Here is a 17528-nt window from a genome sequence, read left to right as displayed (position 1 = left end):
CCGCGTTGCCAGTGCTGGTCGATGCCGATCACGGCTACGGCAACGCGCTCAACGTCCGTCGCACGGTGCAGGAGCTGGAGACCGCGGGCTGCGCCGGCCTCACCATCGAGGACACGCTGCTGCCGCAGGCGTTTGGCGAAGCGAAGACGCAGCTCATCTCGCTGGAGGAGGGCGTCGGCAAGATGAAGGCCGCGCTCGATGGCCGCAGCGATCCCTCGCTGGTCATCATGGGCCGTACGGGCGCCGCCGCAGTCACCTCGATAGAGGACACTATCAAGCGTGCGCAGGCCTATGAGGCCACCGGCGTCGACGCCTTATTCTTCACCGGCATCAAGTCGCGCGCCGAGCTCGAGGCAATCGCAACGGCGACGCGCCTGCCGATCGTGCTGGGCGGTGTGCCGGACGAGCTGAATGCGCTCGACTATCTCGCGGGCCAGCGTGTGTGTATCGCGCTGCAAGGCCACGCGCCGATTGCTGCGGCAATGCAGGCCGTCTACGAGACGCTGAAGGCGCTGCGCGACGGGACGCCGCCGAAGAACCTCAGCGGTCTCGCATCGTCGGAGCTGACCGGCCGCATCATGCGTGAGGCCGACGTGAAAGCGCGCAGTGCCGACTTCCTCGGGTTGAAGAGATGAGCCGCGCCATCCTCCAGGTCATGATCCGCGGCCGCGTGCAAGGCGTCGGCTATCGCGCCTGGGTCGAATACCAGGCGAGCGCGAGCGGGCTGGAAGGCTGGGTGCGCAACCGCCGCGACGGCAGCGTGGAGGCGTTGTTTGCTGGGTCGCCGACCCGCGTCGCCGAAATGGTGGCGTTGTGCCGGCATGGTCCGCCGTCCTCGCGCGTCGACAACGTCACCAGCGAAACCGCAGGCGAGGACGATTTGAACCTGCGGCGGGCAGGGGAAGTGTTCTCGGTATTGCCGACGGTGTAGATTCACCGCGGCAGCTTGGCGATGGCGTCGCTGAGCTCGTGGATCTCGTAGGGCTTGCGCAGGATCGGGAAATCGCCGCGCACATCGGAGGCGGCGTCGCTGTAGCCGGTCGCGAGCAGGATCGGCAGGCCGGGACGGATCTGACGCAGGCGATGGGCGAGGGTGAGGCCGTCCATCTTGCCGGGCATCACGATGTCGGAGAACACGAAGTCGACGCCATCGTGCTCGATCTCGCGCAGCGCTTCCTCCGCATCCGCGACGCGGCGCACCTGATAGCCGAGCTGTTCCAGGAGCCCGGTGCTGACCACCGCGACGTCCGGATTGTCCTCGACCAGCAGCACGGTTCCGCTGCCGCGCGAGGGCGTAACGGCCGCTTCACGCTGTGGTTCGCTCGTCTCGCGCCGCAGGAGAATGGCAAACGTCGTGCCCTTGCCGAGCTCGCTTTCTACCCTCACGGTGCCGCCGGCCTGATGGGCAAAGCCGTGCACCTGGGACAGGCCGAGCCCGGTGCCCTTGCCGACCGGCTTGGTCGTGAAGAACGGCTCGAAGATCTTGTCGAGCACGTCGGAGGGGATGCCGAGGCCAGTGTCGGCAACGCTGATGGCGACGAACTCGCCGGCGTGAAGCGGGTCGGACAGCACCTCGTTACGGGCGCCGATCGTCACGGTGCCGCCGTCGGGCATTGCGTCGCGCGCATTGATCACGAGATTGAGCAGTGCTGTCTCTAGCTCTGAGACGTCGGCCCTGACCGGCCAGACGTTGCGATCGATGTCGAAGGCGAGCTGCACTGTGCTGCCGAGACCGGCATGGAGCACCTCGCGGATCGCGTCGATCCGCTCGTCGAAATGAATTGCTTGCGGATTGACGCTCTGCCGCCGGGCAAAGGTCAGGAGCTGGGCTGTCAGCGCGGCACCGCGCTTGGTTGCCGTGTCGATCGCGGAGATCGCACGCTCCAGCTTGGCGTCGGACTCGGCGCCCCTCTTGAGAACATGAAGGCTGCCGCTGATGATCATCAAGAGGTTGTTGAAGTCGTGTGCGACGCCGCCGGTGAGCTGGCCGAGCGCATCGAACTTCTGGGACTCTGCGAGCTGCTTCTGCATCGCTTCGAGCTTGAGCTCGGCGTTGCGGCGTTCGGTGATGTCGCGGGTGATCTTGGCAAATCCGATGAGATCGCCGTCCTCGTAGATCGGATCGATCACGACGCTTGCCCAGAAGAAGGTGCCGTCCTTGCGGACGCGCCAGCCTTCTTCCTCGTAGCGGCCCTGTTCCCGCGCGATTCTGAGCGCGCGCGCGGGCTTGCCATTGGCGCGGTCGATTTCGGTATAGAATCGGGAGAAATGCTGGCCGACGATCTCCTCGGGCGAATAGCCCTTGATGCGCTGACCGCCGATGTTCCAGCTGGTGATGACGCCGGTGGGATCGAGCATATAGAGCGCGTAATCGGCAACCCCCTCGACCAACAGCCTGAAACTCCGTTCGCTATCGAACAAGTCTCTCTGTTGTCTGAACTTTTGCGCCATTCTGGACCCCGCCTCGACGGGGACAAACGCCTCGATCCCGATCTTTGTTCCGCGCGCCTGAGCCCTTTTTAGGCAAATGCCGGGAACAGTATGCAAAGCAAAGACTTCAAGGGACCGCTTGACAGTAAATCAATACAGTCAGATAGTTCTGTTATGACAGAAATAACCGGTAAAAAGAAACTGCCCGCCGCCGTCGAGCGCTTCATCCTGCACTGGGGTGACATGGGAGACGAGTGGGGCGTCAATCGCTCGGTCAGCCAGATCCATGGGCTGCTCTATCTCGCGGAAGCGTCGATGACGGCGGAGGACATCGCCGAGACGCTCGGCATGGCGCGGTCCAACGTCTCCAACTCGATCAAGGAGCTTCTGGCCTGGAATTTGATCCGGCGCGTGCCGATCCTCGGCGACCGCCGCGATCATTTCGAGGCCGAGACCGACATCTGGGAGATAGCGGCGCGCATCGCGGCGCGGCGCAAGGAGCGGGAGATCGATCCTGCGGTCGCGGCCTTGCGGACCTGCGTCACGGACGCCGCCGATGATCCCGCGATCAGTCCTGTCGCGGCCAAGCGGCTGAAGGAGATGCTCGCCTTCACCGAACTCGCCGACCACTGGTTCATGCAGATGTTGAAAGTACCGCGGCCGCGGCTGATCGCGCTGATGAAGCTCGGCGAGAAGATCGCCAATCTGCTGCCGCTGGGTAAGACCAAATAGCGCAAGGGAGGGCTGCGATGACGTCGGCAAGATTACCAGGCTCCCGCGCATCGTCCCCCGCTCACACCAAATTCCTCGATGATCGTCGCTTCCGTGCGCTGTTGTCGGACGAGGATTGGGGGCGCCTGCCGCTTGCGACCTGGCGGCGTTTTTCCAAGCGCGTATGCGACGGTGACAGCGTCGTCTATGTCGGCGTCGTCGATGAGGTCAGCTTCAGCGATCTCGGCTGGTGGTTCGCGCAGGCCGCGCGCCTGATCGGCGGGCCGTTGCCGACCGGCCGCGACATCGGCGTGCCCATGATCGTCACGGTCACCGAGGATGCGAGGAGCGGCGGCCAGACCTGGACGCGCATCTGCGCGCGCAGGAACGGCTTTCCGCAAGTCATCCACTCCGCCAAGCGCTTCGAGGGGCCGACCGGTCTCGAGGAATATGTCGGCTTCGGCGTCTCGATGGCGCTGCGCATCTCGGTCGTGGACGAGGTGCTGGAGTTTCGCAGCGCCGGCTACGGACTCCAGATCGGCCGGCTCTGGCTGCGGCTGCCGAAATGGCTGACGCCGGGCGATCTCACGGTAACGCATCGCGATCTCGGCGATGGCGCCTTCCGTTTCACCCTCGACGTCACCCACCCGCGGTACGGCGCGCTGATCCACCAGTCCGCCGTGTTCAAGGAGGCCGTATCATGACCCCGCTGTTGTGGACTCTCATCGCCATCCAGATCGTGATGGGGGTGTTCGACACCTTCTATCACCACGAATTCACCGAGCGCCTGGCCTGGCGGCCGTCGCAGCGTTTCGAGCTGAAACTTCACGCCGTGCGCAACATACTCTATGCGCTGCTGTTCCTGCTGCTCGGCTGGCTCGAGGTGCATGGGGTGCTTGCCGTTGTCATCGTCGCGGTGCTGATCGCCGAGATCGTCATCACACTGATGGATTTCGTCGAGGAGGATATGAGCCGCAAGCTGCCGCCGAGCGAGCGGATCAACCACACGCTGCTGGCGATCAACTACGGCGCCATCCTGGTTCTGCTGCTACCGGTCCTGATCGGCTGGGCCGTGCAGCCGCTTGGTGTGACGATCGCTTATCATGGCCTGCTCAGCATTGCCGCGACCGCCTGCGCGGTTGGCGCGGCGCTGTGCGGCCTGCGCGATTTTGCGGTTACGCGGCGGCTTGCCCGCATGACAAGCGCGCCCGCGCACGGCCTCGTCGACAAGCTCGCCGGTCGCCAGACCGTGCTGATCACCGGCGCGACCGGCTTCATCGGCAGCCGGCTTGCCGCAAGCCTTGCCGGAGCCGGGCATGAGGTCATCGCGCTCATCCGCAATCCCGTGAAAGCGGAGATGCTGCCGCCGCCGGTGACGCTGATCACGAGTCTCGAGCAGATTTCGCCGGACACGTCTATCGACGTCATCGTCAACCTCGCCGGTGAGCCGATCGGCAATGGCCTGTGGACAGAGACCAAGCAGGCGGAGATCCTCAACTCACGGATCAGCATGACGAGTGAGGTCGTAAGGTTGATCGCGCGGCTGGCGCGCAAGCCGGCCGTGCTGGTCTCCGGCTCCGCGATCGGCTGGTACGGACTGTGGGCCGATCAGGTGCTGACGGAATCCGCGAAATCGCACGCCTGCTTCAGTCATGAGCTGTGCGATGCCTGGGAGAAGGCGGCGCGGCCGGCGGAGGAGCACGGCGTTCGCGTGGTCTGCTTGCGCATCGGCCTCGTGCTCGGAACCGAAGGCGGTTTCATCACGCGCATGTTGACGTCGTTCGAGTTCGGGCTTGGCGGGCCGCTCGGCACGGGCCGGCAATGGATGTCCTGGATCGAGCGCGACGATCTCGTCCGCCTTATCGCCTATGTCATCGCCACCCCCGATCTCGCCGGCCCCATCAACGCGACCGCACCGATCCCCGTGACCAACGCAAAGTTCACCGACGAGCTTGCACGCCGCCTGCGTCGGCCCGCGGTGTTGCGCATTCCGGCGAGCCTGCTCCGCCGGATCGGTGGCGGTTTTGCCGACGAACTCCTGCTTGGTGGCCAGCGCGTGCTGCCGAACAAGGTGCTGAGCCGCGGTTTTGTCTTCAGGCACGAAACGCTGCGCAGCGCGTTCGAGGCGATTTTGTGAGGCTTAGGCGGCGGCACTGCGAAAGGTCGCTGCCACCGTGCGCAGTGCTGCGAGCTTGGCGGGGTCGCTGACCTTCGAGTAGAGCATCACTTTTGACGCGCCAAGTTTTGGCAGCTTGTGCACCGGGCCGATATCGACCAGCCCAGGCGGTGCAATCCGCCGCGCCAGTGGCGTCACGGCAAGGCCTGCGAGCGCGGCGGCGACCACAGCGGTTACGCCGCCACCGACGAAGCGCTCGCGCCAGGGGATGCCGGCTTTGTCGAGCGCGCGTACGGCGATGGCGCGCACGCCGCAGGGTGGGGACAGGGTTGCGAGCTGCAGCGCTTCGCCTTTCAGAACGGTGAAACGTCTCGACGCGAACCAGCCGAACGCGTCCTCGGCGAGCTTCTCGCCGCCGCGCCGGCTGCCTTCCTGACGCACGATCACCGCATCAAGCTCGCCTTTATCGTAGGCGTCGAGCATCTCACGCGTAAAGCCGATGGTGACGGCCAGGGTAAGGTTTGAGGACATCGCGTGCAGACGCTCGAGCAGTGGTACGAGCTCGGGTCCTGCGGCATGATCGGAAATGCCGAGCGAGAGGGACTGTGCGGCCGGTGCCTCGTCCGAAAGCGCACGGTCATGCGCCGCCACCAGTGCGCGGGCGCGATCGAGAAAATCTGCGCCGTGGGCCGTCAGCCTGACCGCACGCGGCGAGCGCTCGACGAGGCGCTTTCCAAGCAGCGCTTCGAGACGCTGCAGCTTGAGGCTCACAGCCGCCTGCGTTGTCCCGAGCGCCTCAGCCGCGCGCGTAAAGCTCTGGAGGTCGGCGACCAGCAGGAAGGCCTGCACCGTGGCGATGTCGAGCGTTGCTGTCATTTCAGAGGGTTATCATTGATATCAGCATAGATAAGATACCAAAATGATGGAGCAAGGTCTAGTTTTCCCTGGACGCGCGCGACGACAGCGCGCCCTTCAAGGAGAACGACCATGCCTCTGATAACCGTGTCCTATTCGACCTCCCGCCAGTCGTCGTCGCTCAAGGCCGACATCGCCAGCGCGGTCTCCGAGCTCACCGCAAAGATCCTGCACAAGGATCCCAAGGTCACCGCGATCATCGTGAAATCGGTCGACGCGAACGACTGGTTCGCCGGCGGAAAATCGCTCGCGGAGCAGCAGCTCGCGAGCTACTGGATCGACATCCATGTGTCGGAAGGCACAAACACCAAGGACGAGAAGGCTGCCTATCTCGCCGCCATGTTCAAGCGCATGGCCGAGATATTGGGCCCGTTGCACCACGAGACGTACCTGCATGTCGACGAGGTGAGGGCCGATGCCTACGGCTTTGGCGGCCTCACCCAGGAGCGGCGCTACATCGCCGGCAAGCTCGAAGTCACGCCGGAGCGCGCGGCTGCTTAAGCCGCGGCCTCCGGCAGTAGGGCCTTGGTGGGCCCGAACAGCTCCTCAAAGGCCCGCCGCAGCGCGACATCGACATCGGCCATCGTGACTAGGTGGCCGAGGTCGACCAGCGAGGTCACGCCGTAACGGGGATCAACGACGCCGCAGGGCACGATCCCCGAGAAATGCGACAGGTCCGGCGCGACATTGATGGCGATGCCGTGGAACGACACCCAGCGCTTCAGCCGCACGCCGATCGCGGCGATCTTGTCCTCGTGGCCCCGCCCTTTGTCTGGCCGCTTCACCCAGACGCCGACCCGGTCCTCGCGGCGCTCGCCCCGGACGTTGAAGGCATCGAGCGTGCGCAAAATCCATTCCTCCAGGCTCGCGACAAAGGCTCGCACGTCCGGCCGGCGGCGCTTGAGGTCAAGCATTACATAGACCACCCGCTGGCCGGGCCCGTGATAGGTCAGTTGCCCGCCGCGCCCCGCGGCGAAGGTGGGGAAGCGCGGATCGAGCAGGTCGGACGCCTTGGCAGAGGTGCCGGAGGTATAAAGCGGGGGGTGCTCGAGGAGCCAGACCAGCTCGAGCGCTTCGCCCGCCGCAATGGCCGCCACACGCGTCTCCATGGCTGCGACAGCCTCGGGATAGGGCACCGGGGTGTCCGAGATCCGCCACTCCACGGGCTGGCCCGAGGAGGCTGAAAACGGCGTCAAATCGAGGTCTTGGCGGGTGTTTTCGGGCTTATTAACCATTGGCTAACCATAACGTGGTGATCATCACAGGCGCAAATGCAGAGTCTCCAGTTGCGGCGGTGCTGACGTGCCCACTCTCGATAAAGTCACCGTGGATCTCATGGTCGTCCTCGGGACCACCACCATGCCGATCCACCAGGTATTACGTCTTTCCCGCGGCGCCATCATCGAACTGGACGCAACCGAGGCCGACGAGGTCAAGGTTTTGGCCAATAATCTGCCCGTCGCTAGCGGCGTCGTGCTGGTCGACCGCAACCGCATCGCGGTCGAGGTCAAGCAGATGCTGCCGCGCTCGCCCGGGACCCGATAACCGCGCGGGCAGGGCGAAACTTTCCTCAGAAGCTTGTGGAATTTGCGGCCTCAGCAGGCTTGTACCCCCCTGATGGATTTGTTAGATCGGCGCCGGTTGATCCGGCCGGCGCGAGCCCAAGCCGGTTTCTTAAGCGCTCGTGGCGGAACTGGTAGACGCGCTGCCTTGAGGTGGCAGTGGGTAACACCGTGGGGGTTCGAGTCCCTCCGAGCGCACCATACCCACGCCTAATTCATTGAAATTACGGCGTTTTTCTTCCAAGGTTACTACGCAAAGTTACTACTCTGTTCTCGGCCGACGTTCCGGACCTGTTCGCGCCAGGTAAGGCCGTGATATCGTCAAATAACTGGCTCTGATCGAACGCTACGATCTTCTCCATGCCGCTGATTCCGAGTTTTTCCCGGTTTGCCTTGGCGATGTAGTGCGCCGGCATCTTTGGGTCAGTCCAGCCGAACATCGCCATCATCTGGCTCTCGGTACAGTCGGCGTAGGCCGCGACCTCGGCGCGGGCCTTCCGCACCCCATGGCAGCTTTTCTTGGGTTCGTTGACGCCCGCCAGGACCGAGTATTTCTTGAATTTCGCCGCCCACGCTTTCTTGTTCATCGGCAGTACGCGGCCCTTCACAATCTTCCCGATGAAAACGTCAGCGCCGACAATCCCGGCCGCACGCGCCGCGCGGAGGCTATCCGCAAACTCCGGATGCACCGGCACCGTGACGGTCGTGTTGCCATGGCTTTTTTCGGTTGAGATCTGTACCGCCATCTTGCGCACGATTTGGCGCAGATGAGGCGGCCCGAAGCGATGCGCGTCCCCCAACCGCAGGAAAGTGTGGTGCAGGATGTCGAACATCAGCCGCGCCTCGGTGCCGAGCGGCCACTTCGCGCGGTACATCGCCATATCTTCTTCCGTCCAGGGCACGAAACCGCCGCTCTCGCGGCTCGCCTTCGCCTTGCCGGACTTCAACCCGATCGTCGGATCGTCGTCCTCGTCGAGATGGCTTTCATCGATCATCCAGCGGATCATGCCACGTAGCGCCGATAACAGATTGCCCGCCTGTGACGGCGTGCGGGCCTTCATCTCGGCTTTGATGACCTTACGTGTCAGCACCCCAAACGGCTTCTCGCCATTCTCGGGCAGGAGCGACTCGATCAACCCGGTGCGCTGGAGCCGCGTCGAGTCCGACAGTCCTGCCTCGCCGACGGCAAGGTCGCCCAGCCAATGGTCGCTATGTTTGTAAAGTGTCCAGTACCAGCGCAGCGTGTGAGGCTTCGGCGGCTCTGTCGGCAGTTCCGGACGCGGTTCGTTGCGCTGCTTCTGCGCGTTGACGTAGTCGGTGGCGTCGCCATAAACCGCGATCTGCGAAACAATGGCCGCGTCGCACTCGTCGTCGAACGCCCCGGTGCCGAACTCCGCCTTGATCCTGATCTTCGGCAATCCGTTGCGAAGCTGGACATAATAGCGCGTCTGTCCGCGTTGAGAGCGATCGGCCAGGACATAGCGACGTTCCGGCTGCACCAACGGATCGGGTTCGGTTCGCCGTTTACGCATCACTCCTCCGAGCGCCGCAACCGCCGCATCATAGGCGGCATCGAAGGGTTCGGTGCCATATCGCTCTCTGATCCCGATCCGCCGACCCTTGCGGCTCACCTTCACGTACCAGCGCAGCGCGCCGAGCGGGGAATAGTCGAAGTAAAGGTACATTCGCGTGTCCCCGGGGGCGCGGGGATCGCGTCGCTGCATTCCAAGCATTGGCTTACTCCGTGGACCAATGCTTTGAGTCTAACGGTGCGGTGACTCCGCATCAATTGTATAAGGTGCGTTTCACCCGCTTTCGGTGCGCTTCAGGTAACGCTGCAGCGCCTCCGATGGCACCCATACTTCGTCGAGACCTGTTGTGGGCTTGGTTGGCACGGCGCTCGACGTCAGTGCAATCCGAATAACGCCGTCTGCATCGACGCTGACCGCACTCGCGCCGGCTTCCCTGGCGGCGCGGATCGCGCGTGCCAGGTCTGCTTGCGTAACCTTTGCCGGACGCCGCGGCATGATCCTTCTCCTAAGTGTGACATTCTGCGCGTTCAAGCTGCGCGCTTCCCAATTTCGCGACGCCGATCATTCCGAGTTGCGAGCACAGCGCGTTTGGCATCAGCTTCAGCGTCGGTGACCGCGAAATCGACGTAGGAATGGGAAGAGAGCGTCGCGTTGATTTATTCAACCACGGCGGTCGGTAGTCACTCTAGAGAAGGCAGATAAAACTTGGGGTATCGTGAGATAGTTGAAAGAGCCGAAAATCATCGTGAGCAAGCGAAGTCGAAGAAGAAGATAGCGATCATTTTCGCTTGATCGGCCTACCTGCGCCCTAAGCGTCCTGAATCAGAATGTCGGTCAGGCTCTTTTCGTCGCGCTGCCGGGGCGTTAGATCCAGTCCGGTCAGCAGATCGGCCAGGTGGCTCGTCATCAGCTCAGCCGCGACGTCGGTCTCGTGGCGGCCGATTGCGTCGACCAGATGATGATGGGCATGGCTTGCACAGATGGTGTCGCGCCGGATCCAGTACAATGCGATGATCAGCGAAGAGCGTGTGACGAGGTCGGCGACGATCTCGCGCAGGACCGAGTGCGACGCGATCTGCGCGACCTCAACGTGGAAATTGGCTGACAGCATCAGCGCGTCGCTGTCCCGTCCTTCACGCACCGCTTCGTGCTCTTGCTCGAGATGGGCGTGCAGCCGCGCCACGTCGTCGGCCGTTGCGCCTGCGGCGGCGAGCGCAGCTGCACGCGCCTCGACCAGCATGCGCATTTCGAAGATCTCGCGGGCTTCGGTCTGCGAGGGTTGCGCCACGAAGGCGCCGCGGTTCGGCTCCAGGCGCACCAGACGGTCGTGCGCGAGCGCCTGCAGCGCGGATCGGATCACGGTACGGCTCACCGCGTAGATCGAGGCCAGCTCGTCTTCGGGTAGCTTGGTGCCTGGCGCCAGTCGATGGGCAAAGATCGCATCCCGCAAACGGGTGTAGGTCGCGGACCAGCGCGCCGCTGGTTTTGAGGAGTAGATCTGTCGGTCTTCGGTCGTGTGCATAGCCTCAGGAGCTGGACGGAGATGGCAACGGTGCGGGGTGCGATCGGATTGCGCAAGCGCTTTTCAGCTTCATCATATCGTGTGCTTCCCTGCAGGTGAAGTGGAGAGCGGGCGGGACGTGACGTCCGACGCATGCTGTGGCTGCGGAGTTTCCGGCGCGAACGCGGCAAACAGGCCATCATAAGGCTTGGCCCGTGGGGCGGCATAGCCGCCATGCTTCGATGTCTTGTGACCAAGGCTCACCAGGCCTTCAGCGAGCTTCACCGCCGCGCCGACGCCGTCGACGACGGGAAGGCTGTGTTCGCGCGATAGCTCGGCAGCGAGATCGGCCATGCCGGCGCAGCCCAGCACGATCGCTTCGGCCCGATCCTCGACCACGGCCTTGGCGATCTCGGCCGAGATGCGTTGGTGTGCGTCCGAGCCGGGAATCTCGAGATCGAGCACTGGTATTTCCGATGCGCGTACGCGCGCGCAGCGGCTCGCCAAGCCGTATTTGGTGAGGTTGTGCTCGATGGCCGAGACTGAGCGCGACAACGTCGTCACCACGCTAAAACGACCCGCCAGCAGGCTGGCCATGTGGAACGCAGCCTCACCGATGCCGATAACCGGCGCGGTGGTAAGGCAGCGCGCCGCATCCAGCCCGGTGTCGTCGAAACAGGCGATCACATAGGCGTCTACTTCAGGCGCGGCGCGCATCTGCGCCAGCAGGCCTGGAATCGAGAATACTTCGTCATAGTAGCCCTCGATGCTCGGCGGGCCGTATGTCGGATTGACAGCCTGGATCGCGGTGCCGGCAGCGGCGGCGGCTTGTGCCGCCGCGCCGATCTTGCGCGTCATGGATGCGGTGGTGTTCGGATTGATGACCAGAATGCGCATGCGTGGTTGCCTGGACTCACAGTTCTCCGCCGAGATAGAGGGTCTTGACGCGTTCATCGTTGGTGAGCTCAGCCGAAGGCCCCGAGAGTGCGACGGCTCCGGTCGAGAGTGCATAGGCGCGGGCGGATATCTTGAGCGCCATGCGCGAATTCTGTTCGACCAGCAGCACACTGACCTGCTCGTCGCGATTGATGGCGACGATCGACCGCGCGATGTCCTGCACCAGTTTCGGGGCGATGCCGAGCGAGGGCTCGTCGAGCAGAAGCAGCGTCGGCCGGCTCATCAATGCACGACCGATCACCAGCATCTGCTGTTCGCCGCCGCTCATCGTTCCGGCCGCCTGGTTGTAGCGTTCGCGCAACCGCGGGAAGCGCGTGAGCACCGCCTCGAGCGTCTTGGCGATCTCGGCCTTGTCGTGGCGGGTGAACGCGCCCATCAGCAGATTGTCCTTCACGGACATCAGCGGAAACGAGCGGCGACCCTCCGGGACCATCGCGATGCCCATCTTCACCAGCTCATCGGGCGCGCGGCCGTCGATGCGCTGGCCGCGAAAGCGAATTTCACCCTTGCGGATCTTGCGAAGGCCGGTGATGGCTCGCAAGATCGAGGTCTTTCCCGCACCATTGGCGCCGATCAACGCCACCGTCTCGCCCTCGTTGACCTCGAGCGAGACGTTTCGCAGGGCGTAAACCTGGTCGTAATAGAGTTCGACGCCGGAGAAGGTGAGAAGCGGCTCCATCGACTACATCCCGATCGATTCGTCGGCGCTGCCGAGATAGGCCTCGATCACACGCGGGTTTTGCTGGATCTCCGTTGGTGTACCTTCCGCGATCCTCTCGCCGAAATTCAGCACGACAATGCGGTCGGAGATCTTCATGACGGCGGGCATGTCATGCTCCACCAGGAGCACGGTGACGCCGCGATCGCGCACCGCGCGCACCAGCTGGACGGCACGTCGCGTTTCGTCATGGTTCATGCCGGCAAAGGGCTCGTCGAGCAGCAGGATCTTGGGGTTGGTGGCAAGTCCAATAGCTATGCCCAGCGCACGCAAATGGCCTTGCGGCAAGGTGTTGGCCAGCTGTCCCGCGATCGCGCCGAGACCGAGAAAATCCAGGATCTCATCAGCAGAGCGGGCAAACTCTCGCTCGTCGGCGCGCGCGCTGGTCGAACCGGTGTAGAACCCGAGCAGGCTGGCGCGCGAACGCAAATGGTGGGCGATGATGACGTTGTCGCGGACGCTCATCGTCTTGAATATGGTGGTTTCCTGGAAAGTGCGCACGACGCCCGCGCGCGCCACAACGTGAGGGGCGAGGCCCGAGATGCGGTTGCCGCGCAACAGCACTTCGCCGTCGCTCGGACGCATGAACGAGGCGATCAGCTTGAACAGGGTCGACTTGCCGGCGCCGTTCGGTCCGATCACCGACAGGATCTCGCCCTCGCGCACCGAGAAGGAGATCCCATTCACGGCAATGAGGCCGCCAAAGCGCTTGGTGAGAGATTTGACCTCGAGCAAATCCGCCATGGCTCAGCCTCCCTTTCGCCGCGGCGCAAGCAGGCTGAGAATGCCGTTCGGCAGCAACAGCATCAGAGCGATCAGCGCCATGGAGTAGATCAGCAACTGGAACTCACCTGTCCTGAACAGGAAGTCCCAGCCGAAATACAGCACGAAGGTGCCGACCAAGGGGCCTACCACGTAGCCCAAACCGCCGAGGAAGCAGTTCAGCATGAAATTGACGGAGTCGGTGACGGCGAAGCTCGACGGATAGATCGATTGCGCGATGGCGACAAACATGGCTCCGCCAATACCGCCGAGGAACGAGGAAATCGCATAGGCTATGATGCGCAACGCGGCGACGTTGACGCCGATCGAGGAGGCCAGCTCTTCATTTTGCTGAAGCGACAGGCAGAGTTGCCCGATGCGGGAATGGACCAGGCGATAGACACCTGCGAACACCAGCACCATCAGCGCCACGGTCACGAAATAGAACGCCTGGCGCGGGTTGGCCAGCGTTGCAAAGTCCGGCAGCAGCGTGAGGCCGAACAGGCGGACCGCGCCTGGAGGCGGGATGTCGGTGATGCCTTTGGCGCCGTTGGTCAGCGGCACGGCGAGCGCCGAGAGCCGCGCCACCTCCGTCAGGACGAGCGTCACCATGGCGAAATAGACGCCGCGCAGCCGCAAGATCGGCCACCCGATCAGGACGCTGATGCCGGCGCAGAACAGTCCGGCAAGCGGCAGGCTGAGCCAGAACGAGACGCCACCGGCCGTGACGAGGATCGCCGAAACGTAGCCGCCGAGCAGCGCATAGGCGCCCTGGCCAATATTGATGCGGCCGATGAAAAAGGTCAGCCAAACGCCGCCGCTGACAATGCTCAGAAGCGCGACAGAGGTCAGCGTATAATAGAGGTCGCTCCGGCCGCTGACCGCGATCAGCCAGGGCACGAGGACGAAGGCGACGACCAGGAAGAGCGCGAGAGCCGAGACCTTGGATGCCGTGCGCGTCATTGTCAGCCCCAAGGTTTGCCCATGAGCCCGTTGGGGCGGATACTCAGAAACACCATCAAGGCTGCGAAGATCACCAGATAGGTGATGTCTCCATAGGCGTGCAGCACCGACAGGCCCACCGACTCCAGCATGCCGAGAATGAAGCCGCCGGCGATGGCGCCGCCGACCACGCCGGCGCCGCCGATCATCACCATCAGAAACGCCTTGATCGATATCGGGCCGCCAATGCCGGAGTTGACGCCCGTGATGGCGACCAGCAAGCCGCCGACCACGCCCGCCAACATCGCGCCGAGCGCGAATCCGATCATGGAATAGCGATCGACATTGACGCCCATCAGCTGCGCAGCGATGCGGTCCTGAGCCAGCGCCCGCATCGCCCGTCCGGGACGGCTGAACTGCATGTAAGCCATGAAGCTTGCGATCAGCACCAGGGCGATGACGCCCACGGCGATCTTGTCATAAGGGATGATCAGCCAGTCGACGTTGAGCACGCCGCTGACGATTTTGGGCACGCCGCGCTGCTTCTCGCCGAACAACAGCAGGATAACCGCATCGAGGAAGAAGGCTGTTCCGGCGGCGAGTAGCATCGTACTTTCTTCGCGCACGCTTCGCCGGATCACGGTGCGGAACAGAAATCGCTCGAACAGGGCGCCGATGATCGCCAGCGTCACGCCCGAACAAAGAAGCGCCACGACGAAGGGAAGGTGCAGTTGGCCGTAGATCGTGTAGGTGACGAAGCCGCCGAACACGTACATCTGGCCATGCGCGAAATTCAGCACGTTCATCAGTGCGAAGATCAGCGTCAGGCCGAGCGCGATCAGGGCGTATTGTGCGCCGAGGTAAAGGCCGTTCACGATGACCTGTGTCATGTGCAATCCCGTTCGAGAGCGCGCGCAATCCGTTGCGCGCTACGGCATGCGGCAGCGGCGGCAAGGCGAGGGGAGAACGGCGCCAGCCTCGGGCTGTCGCCGTTATCCGGTCAAACGTGTCAATCGACGTCGGCGACGAACAGCGTCTCGAACTTTCCATTCTTGTATTCCGTGACGACGAGCGGCACGGCGAGCTGACGCTTCTGGCCGAAAGAGGTGGTGCCGACGTAGTGCAGCGTCTTGTCGCCCTTGACGTACGGATTGGCCGCCGAGAAGCTGTCGATGGTCTTCTTGTATTCGGCGATGTCGTCGATTGCCTTGGGGTTCGCCTTCAGCGTATCGACAATGTATTGCAGGGCGTAGACCTTGGTGTTCGACTCGTCATTGTACTCGCCGAACATTTTCGTATAGCGGGCGATGAAGTCGTCCATCGCCTTGGAGCGGATCTCCGCGGTCGACGCGCCGCCAACCGAGATAAAGCCGTTGGCAAGCTCGCCCGCGCCTTCCTCGAGCACCTTGGCGTCCTGCGCCGTTTCGGTCGAGAGTAGCCCCTGATAGCCGAGTTCGCGCGCGGCGCGGATCAGGAGCGGCGCGTTGGCCGGGGAGACCCCTGACAGCACCAGGAGATCGGGCTTCAGCTTGACGATCGGCGTCAGCACCGGTGTGAAGTCGCGCGTGTCGTTCTGGTAGGTGTCCTTGTCGGCGACCACCTGAAGACCCAGCGCCTTGGCTGCGGCGACGCCGCCGTCACGCTGGCTGAGCGGATCGGATTCATTGGCTGCGACGAAGGCGATCGTCTTCACGTTCTTTTTTTCGTGCAGATATTTGTAGATCGCCGGGCCCGATTGATAGTTCGCGACCATGCCGAGCACCGCGTTGGCGGCGGGCTTGGTGTAGAGCGACTTCGGGAAAGCGTAGGGGAAATAAATGATGCCCTTGGCTTCCGCCACGGGGCGGACCGCGGCAGCGCCGTCGTCGACATTCGGCCCCACCACATAGTGGATGCCTTCCTGGGCCATCTTCTCCATGCCGGCAATGGCGCGCTTGGGATCCTTCTGGTCATCGAAGGTGACGATCTTGATGTCGTAGGTGCGATCGCCGATCTTGACGCCGCCGGCCTCGTTCCATAGCGCCGCGAGCGTCTGCATCGAACGTACGTTCGAGGTGCCCCAGGCCGCGGCGGGACCGCTGGTCACGCCGACGAAGCCGATCTTCAATTCGGTGTTCGCTGCCTGCGCGCTGCCCGCCATCAAGCCAAGCAGCGAGGCTCCGATCAGAGCCAATTGCACAGAATGCTTCCTGGTCATCACACGTCTCCTCCGCTGAATAACTTAACGCCCGACATTCCGGGGCCACCCCGTCGCAGGTCTTGGGCAGATCAAACGCGTCCGCTTCAAGATTGTCAACAATCGAATTATTTTTTGTGAACAATTCGTGCCAGTGGTGGTATACAATCTGAGGATAGGCGCCGCGAATGAAGCGCCTCGTTCAACCCTCGGGAGCTGAGCCGCTTGTTCGACATTGAGCAGGATTATCCGCGCGATCTGATCGGCTATGGACGCAGCCGACCTCGGCCGACGTGGCCTCGCGAGGCGCGCGTCGCGCTGCAGTTTGTCATCAATTATGAGGAAGGCGGCGAGAACTGCGTCCTGCATGGCGATGCGGCGTCGGAAGCTTTTCTTTCGGAGATCGTTGGCGCGCAGCCGTGGCCGGGGCAACGCCACGCCAACATGGAGTCCATTTACGAGTACGGTTCGCGTGTTGGATTCTGGCGGCTGTGGCGGATGTTCTCTGAACGTAACATGCCGGTCACGGTCTATGGCGTTGCCTCCGCCATGGCACGCAACTTGCGGGCGGTGGCCGCGATGAAAGAGGTCGGCTGGGAGATCGCCAGCCATGGCCTGAGATGGATCGACTATCGCGACCACGCGCCCGATGCAGAACGCGCTGACATCGACGAGGCGGTGCGGATTCACACTGCGGTGGCTGGTGCCCGCCCGCTTGGTCTCTACCAGGGGCGAAGCTCAGTGAATACGCTGACGCTTGGCGCGCAGGAAGGCGGCTTTCTCTATCTTGCCGACGCTTACGCCGATGAACTGCCCTATTGGCAGCTCATTGCAGGTCGTCAGCAGTTGATCGTTCCCTATACGTTGGACGCCAACGACATGCGCTTTGCGACGCCACAGGGCTTCAACAGCGGCGATCAGTTCTTTGGCTATCTCAAGGATTCGTTCGATGTCCTCTACGCCGAAGGCGGTGCGGGCCACGCCGGCATAATGTCGGTGGGGTTGCACTGTCGCCTGGTCGGCCGGCCCGGCCGCGCCGCGGCGCTTGCGCGCTTTCTGGACTATGTGCAGGGCCACGCCGATGTCTGGGTGGCGACGCGGCTCGACATTGCGCGCCACTGGATCCGCCATCATCCTCCCGAAGGTGGCTACGTGCGCGAGCGCATGGGCCCAGCGCTTGCTGCCGAGGTGCTCGGCGATGGCGCA

At 63.4% G+C, this 17528-nt stretch carries 19 protein-coding genes, 1 tRNA gene and 1 pseudogene; 9 read left to right on the top strand and 12 right to left on the bottom strand.

Translation table 11 applies throughout. From position 1 onward, the window contains the following. Both Q3C01_RS27530 and Q3C01_RS27525 read left to right on the top strand, forming a co-directional pair. Positions 1 to 635: isocitrate lyase/PEP mutase family protein (locus Q3C01_RS27530; protein ID WP_458148429.1), on the top strand; the 635-nt coding region annotated here is incomplete at its 5' end. Further along, positions 632 to 931: an acylphosphatase gene (locus Q3C01_RS27525; protein WP_458148428.1), complete on the top strand. Its 300-nt coding sequence runs from the start codon at positions 632 to 634 to the stop codon at positions 929 to 931. The genes Q3C01_RS27530 and Q3C01_RS27525, both read left to right, overlap by 4 nt. Positions 932 to 933: 2 nt before the next feature. Here Q3C01_RS27525 and Q3C01_RS27520 read toward each other — a convergent pair whose 3' ends face one another. Further along, positions 934 to 2451: a PAS domain-containing sensor histidine kinase gene (locus Q3C01_RS27520; RefSeq protein ID WP_458148427.1), complete on the bottom strand. Its 1518-nt coding sequence runs from the start codon at positions 2449 to 2451 to the stop codon at positions 934 to 936. 153 nt (positions 2452 to 2604) lie between these two features. On the opposite strand from Q3C01_RS27520, the gene Q3C01_RS27515 reads away from it, so the two are divergent. Genes Q3C01_RS27515 through Q3C01_RS27505 form a run of 3 tightly spaced genes read left to right on the top strand, consistent with a single transcriptional unit; the run spans position 2605 to position 5278 of the window. Further along, positions 2605 to 3162 (top strand): GbsR/MarR family transcriptional regulator, encoded by a 558-nt coding sequence (locus tag Q3C01_RS27515; RefSeq protein WP_458148426.1) that lies wholly within the window; start codon positions 2605 to 2607, stop codon positions 3160 to 3162. Between the two features lie 17 nt (positions 3163 to 3179). Next, on the top strand, positions 3180 to 3845 hold the full coding sequence (locus tag Q3C01_RS27510; RefSeq protein ID WP_458148425.1) for a DUF4166 domain-containing protein: 666 nt from the start codon (positions 3180 to 3182) through the stop codon (positions 3843 to 3845). Then, on the top strand, positions 3842 to 5278 hold the full coding sequence (locus Q3C01_RS27505) for a TIGR01777 family oxidoreductase (RefSeq protein WP_458148424.1): 1437 nt from the start codon (positions 3842 to 3844) through the stop codon (positions 5276 to 5278). Before Q3C01_RS27510 ends, Q3C01_RS27505 begins: the two co-directional genes overlap by 4 nt. Positions 5279 to 5281: 3 nt before the next feature. On the opposite strand, the gene Q3C01_RS27500 is transcribed toward Q3C01_RS27505, so the two are convergent. After that, complete coding sequence (locus Q3C01_RS27500) at positions 5282 to 6133, bottom strand: LysR family transcriptional regulator (RefSeq protein ID WP_458148423.1); 852 nt, start codon at positions 6131 to 6133, stop codon at positions 5282 to 5284. Positions 6134 to 6244: 111 nt separating this feature from the next. Between Q3C01_RS27500 and Q3C01_RS27495 the strand changes: the two genes are divergently transcribed. After that, positions 6245 to 6673 (top strand): tautomerase family protein, encoded by a 429-nt coding sequence (locus tag Q3C01_RS27495; RefSeq protein ID WP_458148422.1) that lies wholly within the window; start codon positions 6245 to 6247, stop codon positions 6671 to 6673. On the opposite strand, the gene lipB is transcribed toward Q3C01_RS27495, so the two are convergent. Continuing rightward, positions 6670 to 7407, bottom strand: a complete 738-nt coding sequence (gene lipB, locus Q3C01_RS27490) for a lipoyl(octanoyl) transferase LipB (protein ID WP_458148421.1) — start codon at positions 7405 to 7407, stop codon at positions 6670 to 6672. The genes Q3C01_RS27495 and lipB overlap by 4 nt on opposite strands. 67 nt (positions 7408 to 7474) lie before the next feature. On the opposite strand from lipB, the gene Q3C01_RS27485 reads away from it, so the two are divergent. Both Q3C01_RS27485 and Q3C01_RS27480 read left to right on the top strand, forming a co-directional pair. Continuing rightward, positions 7475 to 7717: a FliM/FliN family flagellar motor switch protein gene (locus tag Q3C01_RS27485; protein WP_018647371.1), complete on the top strand. Its 243-nt coding sequence runs from the start codon at positions 7475 to 7477 to the stop codon at positions 7715 to 7717. 133 nt (positions 7718 to 7850) lie between these two features. Beyond that, positions 7851 to 7935: transfer RNA gene (locus Q3C01_RS27480), tRNA-Leu, on the top strand. Between the two features lie 23 nt (positions 7936 to 7958). Here the strand turns inward: Q3C01_RS27480 and Q3C01_RS27475 are convergent. From Q3C01_RS27475 to Q3C01_RS27435, 9 genes are all read right to left on the bottom strand, one after another. After that, positions 7959 to 9458, bottom strand: coding sequence for a hypothetical protein (locus Q3C01_RS27475; protein WP_458148420.1), 1500 nt, complete (start codon positions 9456 to 9458; stop codon positions 7959 to 7961). Positions 9459 to 9539: 81 nt separating this feature from the next. Continuing rightward, the gene (locus tag Q3C01_RS27470) at positions 9540 to 9761 is read right to left on the bottom strand and encodes a hypothetical protein (protein ID WP_458148419.1); all 222 of its coding nucleotides are present in this window, start codon (positions 9759 to 9761) and stop codon (positions 9540 to 9542) included. 313 nt (positions 9762 to 10074) lie between these two features. Continuing rightward, the gene (locus Q3C01_RS27465) at positions 10075 to 10788 is read right to left on the bottom strand and encodes a GntR family transcriptional regulator (RefSeq protein ID WP_458148418.1); all 714 of its coding nucleotides are present in this window, start codon (positions 10786 to 10788) and stop codon (positions 10075 to 10077) included. A gap of 72 nt (positions 10789 to 10860) precedes the next feature. Continuing rightward, positions 10861 to 11664, bottom strand: a complete 804-nt coding sequence (locus Q3C01_RS27460; protein WP_458148417.1) for an aspartate/glutamate racemase family protein — start codon at positions 11662 to 11664, stop codon at positions 10861 to 10863. 16 nt (positions 11665 to 11680) lie between these two features. Beyond that, positions 11681 to 12403: an ABC transporter ATP-binding protein gene (locus tag Q3C01_RS27455; RefSeq protein ID WP_458148416.1), complete on the bottom strand. Its 723-nt coding sequence runs from the start codon at positions 12401 to 12403 to the stop codon at positions 11681 to 11683. Positions 12404 to 12406: 3 nt separating this feature from the next. Next, entirely contained in the window at positions 12407 to 13186 is a 780-nt protein-coding gene (locus tag Q3C01_RS27450) for an ABC transporter ATP-binding protein (RefSeq protein WP_458148415.1), read from the bottom strand. Between the two features lie 3 nt (positions 13187 to 13189). Next, a complete protein-coding gene (locus tag Q3C01_RS27445; protein ID WP_458148414.1) occupies positions 13190 to 14167 on the bottom strand; it encodes a branched-chain amino acid ABC transporter permease in 978 nt (325 codons plus the stop codon). A gap of 2 nt (positions 14168 to 14169) precedes the next feature. After that, positions 14170 to 15036 carry a branched-chain amino acid ABC transporter permease gene (locus Q3C01_RS27440; protein ID WP_458148413.1) on the bottom strand — a complete coding sequence of 289 codons (867 nt, stop codon included), beginning with the start codon at positions 15034 to 15036 and terminating at the stop codon, positions 14170 to 14172. A 119-nt stretch (positions 15037 to 15155) separates the two neighbouring features. Then, positions 15156 to 16343 carry an ABC transporter substrate-binding protein gene (locus Q3C01_RS27435; protein ID WP_458148412.1) on the bottom strand — a complete coding sequence of 396 codons (1188 nt, stop codon included), beginning with the start codon at positions 16341 to 16343 and terminating at the stop codon, positions 15156 to 15158. A gap of 213 nt (positions 16344 to 16556) precedes the next feature. On the opposite strand from Q3C01_RS27435, the pseudogene puuE reads away from it, so the two are divergent. After that, positions 16557 to 17519: pseudogene (gene puuE / locus Q3C01_RS27430) on the top strand (allantoinase PuuE); the annotation flags it as partial. Positions 17520 to 17528: the final 9 nt, after the last annotated feature.

Source organism: Bradyrhizobium sp. UFLA05-109, from assembly GCF_054185165.1.
This window is presented reverse-complemented; position numbering and strand designations above follow the sequence as displayed.

Bases quoted from the DNA above. Each gene is read 5' to 3' on its own strand.
- Q3C01_RS27515 (WP_458148426.1), top strand. From the start codon at position 2,605: ATGACAGAAATAACCGGTAAAAAGAAACTGCCCGCCGCCGTCGAGCGC.
- Q3C01_RS27520 (WP_458148427.1), bottom strand. From the start codon at position 2,451: ATGGCGCAAAAGTTCAGACAACAGAGAGACTTGTTCGATAGCGAACGG.
- Q3C01_RS27435 (WP_458148412.1), bottom strand. From the start codon at position 16,343: ATGACCAGGAAGCATTCTGTGCAATTGGCTCTGATCGGAGCCTCGCTG.
- Q3C01_RS27445 (WP_458148414.1), bottom strand. From the start codon at position 14,167: ATGACGCGCACGGCATCCAAGGTCTCGGCTCTCGCGCTCTTCCTGGTC.
- Q3C01_RS27495 (WP_458148422.1), top strand. From the start codon at position 6,245: ATGCCTCTGATAACCGTGTCCTATTCGACCTCCCGCCAGTCGTCGTCG.
- Q3C01_RS27525 (WP_458148428.1), top strand. From the start codon at position 632: ATGAGCCGCGCCATCCTCCAGGTCATGATCCGCGGCCGCGTGCAAGGC.
- Q3C01_RS27440 (WP_458148413.1), bottom strand. From the start codon at position 15,036: ATGACACAGGTCATCGTGAACGGCCTTTACCTCGGCGCACAATACGCC.
- lipB (WP_458148421.1), bottom strand. From the start codon at position 7,407: ATGGTTAATAAGCCCGAAAACACCCGCCAAGACCTCGATTTGACGCCG.
- Q3C01_RS27465 (WP_458148418.1), bottom strand. From the start codon at position 10,788: ATGCACACGACCGAAGACCGACAGATCTACTCCTCAAAACCAGCGGCG.
- Q3C01_RS27450 (WP_458148415.1), bottom strand. From the start codon at position 13,186: ATGGCGGATTTGCTCGAGGTCAAATCTCTCACCAAGCGCTTTGGCGGC.
- Q3C01_RS27510 (WP_458148425.1), top strand. From the start codon at position 3,180: ATGACGTCGGCAAGATTACCAGGCTCCCGCGCATCGTCCCCCGCTCAC.
- Q3C01_RS27460 (WP_458148417.1), bottom strand. From the start codon at position 11,664: ATGCGCATTCTGGTCATCAATCCGAACACCACCGCATCCATGACGCGC.
- Q3C01_RS27500 (WP_458148423.1), bottom strand. From the start codon at position 6,133: ATGACAGCAACGCTCGACATCGCCACGGTGCAGGCCTTCCTGCTGGTC.
- Q3C01_RS27470 (WP_458148419.1), bottom strand. From the start codon at position 9,761: ATGCCGCGGCGTCCGGCAAAGGTTACGCAAGCAGACCTGGCACGCGCG.
- Q3C01_RS27455 (WP_458148416.1), bottom strand. From the start codon at position 12,403: ATGGAGCCGCTTCTCACCTTCTCCGGCGTCGAACTCTATTACGACCAG.
- Q3C01_RS27475 (WP_458148420.1), bottom strand. From the start codon at position 9,458: ATGCAGCGACGCGATCCCCGCGCCCCCGGGGACACGCGAATGTACCTT.
- Q3C01_RS27505 (WP_458148424.1), top strand. From the start codon at position 3,842: ATGACCCCGCTGTTGTGGACTCTCATCGCCATCCAGATCGTGATGGGG.